Raw genomic sequence first — 11480 nt, 5'->3', positions numbered from 1 at the left:
GCCGAGGGCCGCGACCTCGGCCGGCGCGCGCATGGCCGGCAGGGCCGGCACGGGACTGTCGGTGTGCAGCGCCTCCGCCGTGGCCTGGGCGTGGCGCACCAGCGCCGCGAGCGGGACGAGCAGGGCCCGCCGGGTGCCGCGCAGCGCCAGCATCGCGCCGACCATCGCCAGGACGACCGCGGCGACCAGCCAGACCACGAGCCAGCGCAGCCCCGATGCCGCCGCGCCCACCGGTTCCCACGCGACGACACGCCATTCCGGCGCTTCGTGCAGGTAGGCGAGGGCGAAGCGTAGCCCGGACCCGGCGGCGCCGACGGATTCCTGCGGCACGCCCTGCGGCGTGGCCGTGAGCACCGGCCAGTCCGGCAGGTCCGCGTCGCGGCCGCCCTGCACGGCGACCGTCCGCCCGCGGCTGTCGAGCAGCACCGCCTGGCCCGGCCCGATCACGCCCGCCAGCCGCTCGGAGGATAGCGCGACGCTGAGCACGGCCTCGGTCCGGCCGTCGCGGATCAGGGGCAACAGCAGCAGCGGGCTGGTGGTGGTGCCGCCCGGGCCGGGCAGGACGTCGCTGACCATGGCGCGTCCGGTTTCGATGGCCCAGAGCCCCGCCGCCACCGCCGGGGTGGAGGCGAGCGGCGTGCCGAAGGGCTGGCTGGTGTCGACGAGCAGGCCGAGGCCGCGGTCGAGCACGCCGACCGGCGCGGCGATCGCCTGCGCCAGGCGGCGCGCCGCCGCATCCGCGGCGGGCAGGTCGGCGAGACCGCGCGTGCCGTCGATGGCGCTGCCGAAGGCCTGCAAAGCGAGGCGGCGGCTCTCGATTTCCGCATCGGCGGCGTGGGCGGCATTGCGTGCGGCGGTGACGAGGCGCTGTCCCGCCTCATCTTCCGCGCGGCGTTCGAGCACGAGGGCGAGTCCGGCCAGGGTCACCATGAGCGGCAGCAGGCACAGCGCTGCGAGGCGGCCGAGGCGCTCCGCCAATCCGCGGCCGCCGGAGGCGCCCTCGCCATTGCTCTGACCGATGCCCTGCACAACCTGTCCTGGAGAGGAGCCGACACGCCGACCGTCGTGAAGGATCGGGCAAAGAGGCTGGCGACGCAAGCATTCCGAAGGCTTTCGTACCGTCACGATGATGCCAGCGCCCGAAGCCGGTGCTAGGATTTTTTCATGATGCGAATCCGCCATGCGGGGCTGGCCGCCGCGCTTCTGGTGCTCGGCGCCTGCGCCGCCGAGGTGCCGGAGGAGGAGGAACTGCCCCTGCCGCCGCCGCCGCCGCCGGCGCGTCTGCAGGCGGCCCGGCATGCGGGGCAACCCTCGGCGCGTGGGCCGGCCGAGGGAGAGGGCACGCCCAACGGTGCCGCGTCCGCGGCGGAGACCGAGGCACCGTCGCCGGGCGCCGTCGCGCAGGCTGCGCCGCTGCCGGCGCCCCGGGTCTGGCATGTGCTGCGGGACGGGACGACCGGCTGCGCCGAGGCCGCGCCGCTGCGCCTCGCGCGGCAGGGCGGCGAGGTGGTGCCGCGTCTGCTCGCCGAGGCAAGGGCCGCGGGTGGCTGCCGGACGACATTCCGCATCAACGAATGGGTGCTGGAAGCGGCGGAGGGCGACCTGGTGCGATTGCGCCTGCTCAACGGCCAGGCGCTGACGTTGTGGTTCGTGCGCTCGGACGTCGTCGCACCACCCTGACCCGGTCTTGCCGTGCCCCACCCGTGGCGTGAGGATGCGCCGAGGGCAGGGGAACGTATCCGCGGATGAACTGGGAAGCCGAACTCGAGGAATTGCGCCGGCGCGAGGCAATGGCCCGCGAGATGGGCGGGCCGGACAAGGTGAAGCGCCAGCACGACGGCGGCCGGCTCACGGTGCGCGAGCGTGTCGGGAAGCTCGTCGATCGCGGGTCCTTCCACGAGGTCGGCGCCATCGCCGGCCGCGCGGAGTACGACAGGAAGGGCGACCTCAAGTCCTTCACGCCGTCGAACTGCGTCATGGGGCGCGCGACGATGGACGGGCGGCCGGTCGTGGTGGTCGGGGACGACTTCACCGTGCGCGGCGGCAGCGCGGACGCCACCATCCGCGAGAAGCCGATCATGGCCGAGCGCATGGCGGCGGAACTGCGCCTGCCGATCATCCGGCTGATCGAGGGCTCGGGCGGCGGCGGCTCGGTCAAGACCATCGAGACGACGGGGCGCGCCAACCTGCCGGGCGGCGTGGGCGGAACGCAGCTCTATCACCAGACCACGGCCAACCTGGGGCTGGTGCCGGTGGTGACGCTGGGGCTCGGCTCCGTCGCGGGGCTGGGCGCGGCGCGACTGGCGGCGGCGCATTACTCGGTGATGACGAAGTCCTCGGCGATGTTCGTCGCCGGGCCGCCGGTGGTCGCGCGGCTGGGGGAGAAGCTCGAGAAGCGCGACCTCGGCGGCTGGGAGATCCAGTGCAAGGCCGGCGCCGTCGATGACGCGGTGGAGACGGAGGAGGAAGCCTTCGCGCTGGCCCGGCGCTTCCTGTCCTACCTGCCGTCCTCGGTGTTCGACCTGCCGCCGTCCGTGCGGTCCCGCGACGACGCCGCGCGGCGGGACGAGGCGCTGATCGGCGCCATCCCGCGCGACCCGCGCCGCGCCTACAAGATGCGCCCGATCATCGAGACGCTGGTCGACAAGGGCTCCTTCTTCGAGATGGGGAAGTGGTTCGGGCGGCCGGTGGTCACCGGCCTCGCGAGGCTCGACGGCCGCGCCGTGGCGGTGCTGGCGAGCGACCCGATCTTCCACGGCGGGTCCTGGACGGCGGATGCCTGTTCCAAGGTGATCCGCTTCGTGGACCTGGCGGAAACCTTCCACCTGCCGGTCGTGTACCTGATGGACTGCCCAGGCTTCGCGGTGGGGCTGGAAGCGGAGAAGACGGCAACGATCCGCTGGGGCGTCCGTGCGATGGCGGCGGTGAACCAGAGCCGGCAGCCCTGGTGCACCATCATCCTGCGCAATGCCTTCGGCGTCGCGGGGGTGGTGCAGCAGCCGGCGGGGCGGTTCTCGCTGCGCTATGCCTGGCCGTCGGCGCGCTGGGGCTCGCTGCCGCTGGAGGGCGGCGTCGAGGCCGCCTATGCCGCCGAGGTCGCGGCGGCGGAGGACAAGGACGCCAAGGTCGCGGAGATCGAGGAACGGCTTCAGAAGCTGCGCTCCCCCTTCCGCACCGCGGAGGCGTTCTGGGTGGAGGAGATCATCGACCCGCGGGACAGCCGGAAGCTGCTGTGCGAATTCGCGCGGCTGGCGGAGCCCTTGCGCGCGCCCGGGATGGCCGGGTTCACGATGCGACCGTAAGGCGCGTCCCGCAGCGCGCCGGAGATTGCGTGCGGCCGGGGAATTGCTGCGACCGCCGACATGCGCGGTCGCGCGGCCGCGGGGATCGGCATGGCGCTTGGCTTTCGATGCCGAATGCCGGCACCGGACACCCCGTGCCCTGCCCGCACCATTCGCGGCGTCAGCCCTGCAGCCACACCGCATCGGCGGCGAGTTCCGGCCAGCCGATCGCGCGACCTGACATCGCCGCCGCCTCGGTCCCCGGCAGCGACGCATCCCAGCGCGCGGCGATGATGCGCTGGCCGGTGTAGTCCGCGGCCTCGTCCGACAGCAGCCAGGCGAGCGGCGGCCCCATGATCTCCGGCCGCAGCATCTGCCCGCGCGGCCAGGACGCCCCGGCGCCGATGAAGGGGGTGTCCGTCGGCCCGCCGGGAACCAGCACGTTCACGGTGATGCCCGCGCCGGCGAGTTCCGCCGCCCAGACCGCCGACGCCGCCTCCAGCGCCGCCTTGGTCGCGCCGTAGGGCAGCACGCGCAGCATGGTGCGGAAGGAGGTGGTGTTGTTCACCACGCGCCCCCAGCCCGCCGCGCGCATCATCGGCAGCGCCTCCCGCAGCAGCAGCGCGGGCGCGCGGAGATTGACGGCGAAGAAGCGGTCCCAGGCAGCGGCGTCGAGTTCCTCGATGGATGGGAGGCGCGTCTCCGCATCGGGCCGCAGGCTGGAGACGCCGATGCCGGCATTGTTCACCACCGCATGCACGCTGCCGAACCGTGCCGCGGCCGCCGCGACGCCCGCCCGGCAGCCCTCGGCGGAGGCGAGGTCCGCGGGGATCGGGTGCAGCGGCGCGCCGGGGTGGAGGGCGACCAGCGCGTCCAGCGCCGCCGCGTCGCGGTCCAGCGCCGCAACCCGGTGCCCGGCCGCCAGCACGGCGGCGACCATGGCCCGCCCGATCCCTCCGGCGGCGCCGGTGATGAGCACGGTGCGGGGCGTCGTTGCGGCCATGGGCGGGTTCCTCCGGATTTCGCCCCGAGCCTAGCGGCCGTGCGCGGAACGCAAAGCCCCCGGGCTGGTCCCCTCCCGCGGCCTCATTATGTTGCATCGCGCGGAAGGAGTTCAGGATCATGCGGGTACTCGTCGCGGGCGGCGGCATCGGCGGGCTGGCGGCGGCGCTCTCGCTGCACGCGGCCGGGATCGAGGCGGAGGTGTTCGAGCAGGCGCCGGAAATCCGGCCCCTCGGCGTTGGCATCAACGTGCTGCCCCATGCGATGCGCGAACTGACCGAACTCGGCCTTGAGCAGCGCGTCGCCGCGGCAGGCATCGTCACCAAGGAACTCGCCTACGCCAACCGCTTCGGCCAGATGATCTGGTCCGAGCCGCGCGGGAGGCATGCCGGCTACACTTGGCCGCAGGTCTCCATCCATCGCGGCCACCTGCACCTCGAACTGCTCGCGGCGGCGCGGGAACGCATCGGCGATGCGCATATCCATCTCGACGCGCGCATGGCCGGCTTCGAGCAGGATGCGGAGGGCGTGACGCTGCGCCTCGGCGATGGCCGGAGTGTGCGCGGCGATGTGCTGGTCGCCGCCGACGGCATCCATTCCGCCGCCCGCGCGATCCTCTACCCCAACGAGGGCCTGCCGATCTGGAACGGCGCGATCCTCTGGCGCGCGACCAGCATCGCCGCGCCCTTCCTGACCGGTGCGACCATGGCGGTGGCCGGCAACCGCGACGACAAGTTCGTCGTCTATCCCATCAAGGACCTGCCGGACGGGCGGAAACTGACCAACTGGATCGCGGAACGCCGCGTGGACCCGGACCAGGAATGGAAGCGGGAGGACTGGAACCGTCCCGGCCGCATCGAGGATTTCGAGCAGACCTTCGCCGCCTGGCGCTTCCCCTGGCTCGACATCCCGGCGCTGATCCGTTCGGCGGAATCCGTCTACGAGTTCCCGATGGTGGACCGCGACCCGCTGCCGCGCTGGACGCATGGGCGCGTCACGCTGCTCGGCGATGCGGCGCATCCGCTCTATCCCATCGGGTCGAACGGTGCCTCGCAGGGCATCCTCGATGCGCGCACGCTGGCGCTGAAGCTGGCGACGATCGAGAACCCCGTCGCGGCCCTGGAGGCCTACGAGGCGATCCGCCGCCCCGCCACCGCCGCGCTGCTGGAAGCGACGCGCGGCGACGGGCCGGACATGGTGCTCGACGTGGCGGAAGCCCGCGCACCCGACGGCTTCGACGACATCGAGGCAGTGCTGCCGCTCGCCGAGCGCACCGAGATCGCCACCCACTACAAGCGCCTGGCGGGCTTCGAGCCGGCGACGCTGAATGCGCGCCCGAGCCTGTCCCCGGGGCGGCGCGCGGCGTGAGCCGGGGGCGGACCGTAGACGCGTGCCGATGACGTCATCGGCAAGGCTCCGCGGTCCGATGCGTCGGCATGGTGGGGCGGCCGCGCGAAACCAGGACGCTGGGACCGGCCGGACCGAAGGGTAGCCGGGGTCAGACGTCCGGTTCGTAGCCCAGGCCCGGCGCGCCGGGCACGGCGATCGCGCCGCCCTTCGGGACCAGCTGCTGCCCGTAGGGCGCCCGGTGCAGGTCGGCGAAGTAGATCTCGATCGGCTCGGCTTCCTCGGTCGCGGCGAGGAAGTGCAGCGTCGCCAGCAGCCCGGGGCCGAAATAGGGGCAGTGCGGCACCAGCCGCACGCCGGCCTCGCGCGCGAGTTCCGCGATCTCCAGCATGGCGGAAAGCCCGCCGATCTTGGTGACGGACGGTTGCGCCACGTCCACCGCGCGGGTTTCGAACATCCGGCAGAAATCCTCGACAGTGCCGTTGCACTCCCCCGCCGAGATCGGCACCGGGGAGGCGGCGCGGATGCGCGCGATGGCGGGGATGTCCTCGGGCGGCCAGATCGGTTCCTCGACCCAGGCGGTATTGTGGGGCGCCACGTCCTCGCAGAACTGGACGGCGTCCCCTTCGGTCTCCCAGGCGCAGTTGATGTCGAGCATCAGCGGGATCTCGCGCGGCGCGGCGTCGCGCGCGGCGCGGATGCAGCGGAGGTCCACCTCGTGCAGCTTGATGTGGCGGTAGCCGCGGGCCAGCGCCTCGGTCACGTTGCGCGCGACGTCGTCGGGATTGCCGTAGCGCAGCAGGCTCGCATAGGCCGGCACCGAAACCCGCGCGGCATCCCCGAGCAGCGCATGCAGCGGCTTGCCCGCCGCCTTGGCGCGGATGTCCCACAGCGCGATGTCGATCGCCGAGATCCCGAAAGTGACCGCCCCATTGCGCCCGAAATTGTGGAAGCGGCGCGCGAGCATGCGCGTCACGCCCGCGATGTCGGCCGCATCCTGCCCGATGCAGGCGGGGGCGAGCAGGCGGTCCACCGCGTCCTTCGTCGTCTCGACCAGGGTGAAGCCGAAGCCTTCGCCCCAGCCATGGATGCCGGCATCGGTCTCGACGCGCACCAGCAGCGTGTCCATCGCCTTGAGGTGCAGGTTGCCGCCGACGCCCGATGCGCTCGCGCCATAGGTGAAGTCGGTGCGGTGGTGATGCGTGGTGACGCGGGTGATCTTCATGGGCGCTCCCTTTCGCGCGCGGCGCGACGCCCGGATACTGCCCCGAAGTGCCGGCATGCAGAAGCCGGCGACGGAGGATATGCATGACCGAGAGCGCAGCCTGGGACGCGGTGGGCGACTGGTACCATTCCTGGTTCACCGGAACCGTGCTGACGTGCGTGTCCCGCCGCGGGGCGCGCGACGCGGCGGACCTGGTATTCCGCGTCTTCCGTCGCCAGCAGCGCGAGAAGTTCCTGCCAGGGCTGGAAAAGCTCGGCATCGCCGGCCTGCCGCCGGCGGTCGCGGCGGCGCGCTACCACTACCTGTCGAACTTCATCGGCGGCGTCGGCGTCGAATATGTCGAGGAAAGCCCGCGCAAGGCCTGGATCCGCTACCCGCCGCCGCGCTGGATCTGGCCGGGGGCGACCATCTGCGGCATCCCGTTCGAGGTGAACGCGGCCATGCTGCGCGGCTGGCACGCGAACAACGGCGTGATGCTGGGCTGCCTTGGCCTCGGCTTCGTCTGCACGGGCCAGACGGTGGACGGGCAGCCGGGACTCGAAGGCTACTACCTCGAACACGACCACGATCTTCCGCCCGAAGACCGGCTGCGCTTCGCGCGCGGCGAGCGCATGCCACCCTTCGACCCTGCCGCCGCGCCGGCCCTGCCTTCCGCCGACTGGCCGGCGGAACGCATCGCCAAGGCGAAGCGCGGCTACGCGATGGAATACGCGCGCACCGTGATGCAGGAAGCGGTGGCGCTGTTCGGGCCGATGGAGGGCGGGCATCTGCTCGGCCTCGCCGCGCGGCTCGTTGCCATGCAGCACTACGCCGAGACGGCGAAGGCCCTCGGCGCCGCGACCTTCCCGGACTTCATGGTGGCGATGGCGGCGGCGGAAGGCGACGCGGCGGAAGCCGTGCCGCAGCCGGATGGCAGCGCCATCGTCACGCGGCGCGGATGCGCCCTGATGCGGGGCGTGGCGGACCCGCATCCGGCGATGATGGCGGCGTGGGAGGAACTGCTCGTCGGTGCGCTGGCAGCCGCGGATCGGTTCGCAACGCTGGAGCGCATCGCGCCGCTTGAATGGCGCATCAGGCCGGGCGAGTGAACTCCCCCGGCCCCTGGCCCGTCAGCAAGGCGCACCTGGCGCGCCGGACCCCCAAGTCCAACTGATCAAAGAAGGAGGAAGGATTCGGGGGGAGTTCACTCCCCCCGACCTTCACTCGCCCGCCGCCGCCAGGATCCGCAGCGTCGCCTCGTCCTTCCCCAGCGCCCAGAGCACCGAGTTGATCGGCGGACTGGTCGTGCTGCCCGTCAGCGCCGCGCGCAGCGGCTGCGCCACCTGCCCGAGCTTCACGCCCTTCACCTCTGCGTAGTCGCGCAGCCACTGCTCGAGGTCCGCCTTCTCCCACGGCGCGTTGCCGAGGAATTCCGCGAGGTCCCGCAGCCGTTCCTTCGCCTCCGGCGTCAGCAGCGCGAGCGCCTTCTCCTCCATCGCCGGCAGTTCCTCGTGTGCGGCGAAGGCGGCGGCGCCGGCGAGTTCCTCCAGCGTGCGCGCGCGGTCCTTGAGGTCCGGCATCAGCATCGCCACGCGCTCCGCGCCATCCGTGCCGAACAGCGCGCCGCGCTCCCCGAGGATGCGCAGCACCTCGCGCGTCAGCCGCGCGTCGTCGGCCTGGCGGAGATAGACGCCGTTCAGGTGCGTCAGCTTCGCGTAGTCCATGCGCGAGGCCGCGCGGCCCACATCCTTCAGGTCGAAGAGTTCGATGGCGCGGTCGCGCGGCACCACCTCCTCGTCGCCATGGCCCCAGCCGAGGCGCAGCAGGTAGTTGCACACCGCTTCCGGAAGGTAGCCCTGGTCGCGGAAATCCAGCACCGACACGGCCCCGTGGCGCTTCGACAGCTTCGACCCGTCCGCGCCGTGGATCAGCGGGATATGCGCGAAGTGCGGACGCCTCCAGCCCATCGCGTCATAGACCATGCACTGGCGGAAGGTGTTGGTCAGGTGGTCGTCGCCGCGGATGACATGGGTGATGTCCATGTCGTGGTCGTCCACCACGACCGCATGCAGGTAGGTCGGCGTACCATCGCTGCGCAGGATGATCATGTCGTCCAGCTCGGTGTTCTGGACGCGGACCTCGCCCTGCACCAGGTCCTGCACGACCGTCTCGCCTTCGATCGGCGCCTTGATGCGGATGGCGAAGGGCTTGCCTTCCTGCTCCGGACCGGGCTCGCGGTCGCGCCAGCGGCGGTCGTAGCGGGGCGGGCGGCCCTCCGCCGTCGCCTTCTCCCGCATCTCCTGGAGTTCCTCTGGCGTCGCCCAGCAGCGATAGGCCTTGCCCATCGCCAGCAGCGCGCGGGCGATCTCGGCGTGGCGCGCCTCGCGCTGCGCCTGGAAGACAGGCGGTTCGTCCGGGCTCAGGCCCAGCCAGGTCAGGCTGTCGAGGATCTGGTCCACCGCCGCCTGGGTGGAGCGTTCCTTGTCCGTGTCCTCGATGCGCAGCAGGTAGGTGCCCTTGTGGTGCCGGGCGAACAGGTAATTGAACAGCGCGGTGCGCGCCCCGCCGATGTGCAGGTAGCCGGTGGGGGAGGGAGCGAAGCGGGTACGGACGGTCATGGCGCGCCTGGGCTCGATGCAACAACGGGCGCCCCTTAGACCAGATCGCCCGCCCGGGGTGAACCCGGCAGGCGCAGGCCTCTCCCGCGCTGCCGGTGTGGCAGGCTAGAATGAACGCAGGAGTTGCGGAACCACATCCTGTCCAGCACCACGGCGCGAGATCCGGCAAGTTCCATCGGCGGCGCCCTCGGCGCCGCCACGCGGCGGGTCGAGGTATTGCTGGCGGCCGAGCGCGGCCGCCTCGCGCCCTGGTTCGCCATGGCGATGGGGGCGGGGGTGCTTGCGTATTTCGGGCTGCGAGAGGAACCCCCCGTCTGGACGATGGCGCCGGCGCCGGTGCTCATCGTCCTGGCCTGGCTGGTCGCGGTGCGGGCGCCGCATGCGGGCTGGGCGATCGGGCTGGTCGCGGCGGCTGCGCTCGGCTTCGCGGCGGCGGTCGGGCATGCCTGGCTGGCACCGCCGCCGCTCGCGCCGCCGATGCGGGCGGTTGTGCTCTCCGGCGTGGTGCAGAACGTCGAACTGCTGCCCGAGGGGCGGCGGGTGACACTCGCCGAACCCCGCTTCGGTCCCGACGACCCGGCCCAGCCCCGCACCATCCGCATCCGCCTGCGCGCGAGCGACCCCGCGCGCCCAGAGCCCGGCGACCGGCTGAATGTGCGGGCGCTGGTCCGCGCGCCCTCCGCGCCCGCATTTCCGGGGGCCTGGGACTTCCAGCGCGCGGCCTTCTTCGCGGGGCAGGGCGGCGCGGGCTTCGCCATCGGCCCGGCGGAGGTGACGCCGCGCGGCGGTCGGGCACCCCCGCTCGCCGGACTGCGCACCGCGATCGAGGCGCGGGTCACGGGCGTCGTGCCCGGCCCCGCAGGGGCCGTCGCCGCTGCGCTGCTGACCGGCGGGCAGAGCGCCATCCCGCGTGAAGACCTCACGGCCATGCGGGATTCGGGCCTGGCGCACCTGCTCTCGGTCTCCGGCCTGCACATCGCCATCGTGATGGGGGTGACCTTCTGGGTGGTGCGGCTGCTGGTCGCCTGTTGGCGCTGGCTGGCGCTGCGCGTGGACGGCAAGGCCTGGGCCGGTGTCGCGGGGCTGGTGGCGGGCGGCTTCTACATGCTGCTGACCGGCGCGCAGGTGCCGATGCAGCGATCCTTCGCGACCGCGGTGCTGGTCACGCTGGCGCTGCTGACGGGGCGGCAGGCGATATCATTGCGCAGCCTCGCGCTGGCGGCGGCGGCGGTGATGCTGGTGGCGCCGGATGCGCTGCTCGGCCCGTCCTTCCAGATGTCCTTCGCCGCCGTGCTGGCGCTGATCGCGGGGTGGGAGGCGATGAAGGGCCCCATGGCGCGGCTGCGCGGGGATGGCGCCTGGTGGCGGCACGCGGCGGTCTTCGCGGTGGGGCTGGTCGGCACCTCGGTGCTGGCGGGCTTCGCGACGGCGCCCTTCGGCCTCGCGCATTTCGGGCGGCTGCAATGGTACGGCGTGGCGGCCAATGCAGTGGCGGTGCCGCTGACCTCCGTGGTGGTGATGCCGGCGGGGATGCTGGCGGCGCTGCTGATGCCGCTCGGCCTCGACGCGCTGCCGCTCGCGGTGATGGGCTGGGGGTGCGAGGCGGTGCTCGCCGTCGCGCGCGAGGTGGCCTCCTGGCCCGGCGCCGCGCAGGGGGCGAAGCCGATCCCGCCCTGGGGGCTCGCCGTCTTCGCCTTCGGCATGGCCTGGCTCTGCCTGTGGCGGATGCGCTGGCGGCTGGTCGGCCTGCCGCTGATGGCGCTGGGGCTGGCGAGCCCGGCGCTGCACCGTCCGCCGGACCTTTTCGTGTCTGGCGATGCGCGGCTGATCGGCTTCGCGGCCGATGGCGCGCTGTGGTTGCAACGGCAGTCGGGGGCCTCGGCGCTGACGCGGGATTCCTGGTTGCGCGCGCATGGCTTGGCCGAAATGCGGCCGCTGCCGGCGGAAGGGGAGGCGGCCGGCGGCGCGGTGTCCTGCCGCGCCGGCGCCTGCACCTTGCGCGCCACGCGGGACGGGCCGGCCGCGGCG

General features: G+C 72.9%; 9 protein-coding genes. 5 read left to right on the top strand and 4 right to left on the bottom strand.

Annotated features, from left to right (window positions below):
* The coding region (locus tag GXW76_RS23270) for a hypothetical protein (RefSeq protein WP_211864531.1) at positions 1 to 1029 on the bottom strand (1029 nt) is incomplete at its 3' end.
* 135 nt (positions 1030 to 1164) lie between these two features.
* Between GXW76_RS23270 and GXW76_RS23265 the strand changes: the two genes are divergently transcribed.
* Together GXW76_RS23265 and GXW76_RS23260 are read left to right on the top strand one after the other, a co-directional pair.
* Positions 1165 to 1680, top strand: a complete 516-nt coding sequence (locus GXW76_RS23265; protein ID WP_211864530.1) for a hypothetical protein — start codon at positions 1165 to 1167, stop codon at positions 1678 to 1680.
* A gap of 65 nt (positions 1681 to 1745) precedes the next feature.
* Complete coding sequence (locus GXW76_RS23260) at positions 1746 to 3302, top strand: acyl-CoA carboxylase subunit beta (protein ID WP_211864529.1); 1557 nt, start codon at positions 1746 to 1748, stop codon at positions 3300 to 3302.
* 160 nt (positions 3303 to 3462) lie between these two features.
* On the opposite strand, the gene GXW76_RS23255 is transcribed toward GXW76_RS23260, so the two are convergent.
* The gene (locus GXW76_RS23255; RefSeq protein WP_211864528.1) at positions 3463 to 4284 is read right to left on the bottom strand and encodes an SDR family NAD(P)-dependent oxidoreductase; all 822 of its coding nucleotides are present in this window, start codon (positions 4282 to 4284) and stop codon (positions 3463 to 3465) included.
* A gap of 119 nt (positions 4285 to 4403) precedes the next feature.
* Here GXW76_RS23255 and GXW76_RS23250 point away from each other — a divergent pair, with 119 nt between their 5' ends.
* A complete protein-coding gene (locus GXW76_RS23250; protein ID WP_211864527.1) occupies positions 4404 to 5651 on the top strand; it encodes a flavin-dependent oxidoreductase in 1248 nt (415 codons plus the stop codon).
* 130 nt (positions 5652 to 5781) lie between these two features.
* Here GXW76_RS23250 and GXW76_RS23245 read toward each other — a convergent pair whose 3' ends face one another.
* On the bottom strand, positions 5782 to 6855 hold the full coding sequence (locus GXW76_RS23245) for a mandelate racemase/muconate lactonizing enzyme family protein (RefSeq protein ID WP_211864526.1): 1074 nt from the start codon (positions 6853 to 6855) through the stop codon (positions 5782 to 5784).
* Between the two features lie 83 nt (positions 6856 to 6938).
* Between GXW76_RS23245 and GXW76_RS23240 the strand changes: the two genes are divergently transcribed.
* Entirely contained in the window at positions 6939 to 7943 is a 1005-nt protein-coding gene (locus GXW76_RS23240; RefSeq protein ID WP_211864525.1) for a hypothetical protein, read from the top strand.
* Between the two features lie 111 nt (positions 7944 to 8054).
* Here the strand turns inward: GXW76_RS23240 and gltX are convergent, their stop codons facing one another.
* Complete coding sequence (gltX, locus tag GXW76_RS23235; RefSeq protein ID WP_211864524.1) at positions 8055 to 9452, bottom strand: glutamate--tRNA ligase; 1398 nt, start codon at positions 9450 to 9452, stop codon at positions 8055 to 8057.
* 123 nt (positions 9453 to 9575) lie between these two features.
* Between gltX and GXW76_RS23230 the strand changes: the two genes are divergently transcribed.
* Positions 9576 to 11480, top strand: a 1905-nt coding sequence (locus tag GXW76_RS23230) for a ComEC/Rec2 family competence protein (RefSeq protein ID WP_246514646.1), incomplete at its 3' end; no start/stop codon positions are given.

The organism is Neoroseomonas soli (genome assembly GCF_018129065.1).
GTDB lineage: Bacteria > Pseudomonadota > Alphaproteobacteria > Acetobacterales > Acetobacteraceae > Neoroseomonas > Neoroseomonas soli.
The sequence above is the reverse complement of the archived record's forward strand: the minus strand, read 5'-3'. Positions and strand labels throughout refer to the sequence as shown.

Excerpts from the sequence above, each read along its gene's own strand:
- GXW76_RS23245 (WP_211864526.1), bottom strand. The coding sequence starts at position 6,855 with ATGAAGATCACCCGCGTCACCACGCATCACCACCGCACCGACTTCACC.
- GXW76_RS23260 (WP_211864529.1), top strand. The coding sequence starts at position 1,746 with ATGAACTGGGAAGCCGAACTCGAGGAATTGCGCCGGCGCGAGGCAATG.
- GXW76_RS23250 (WP_211864527.1), top strand. The coding sequence starts at position 4,404 with ATGCGGGTACTCGTCGCGGGCGGCGGCATCGGCGGGCTGGCGGCGGCG.
- gltX (WP_211864524.1), bottom strand. The coding sequence starts at position 9,452 with ATGACCGTCCGTACCCGCTTCGCTCCCTCCCCCACCGGCTACCTGCAC.
- GXW76_RS23265 (WP_211864530.1), top strand. The coding sequence starts at position 1,165 with ATGATGCGAATCCGCCATGCGGGGCTGGCCGCCGCGCTTCTGGTGCTC.
- GXW76_RS23255 (WP_211864528.1), bottom strand. The coding sequence starts at position 4,284 with ATGGCCGCAACGACGCCCCGCACCGTGCTCATCACCGGCGCCGCCGGA.
- GXW76_RS23240 (WP_211864525.1), top strand. The coding sequence starts at position 6,939 with ATGACCGAGAGCGCAGCCTGGGACGCGGTGGGCGACTGGTACCATTCC.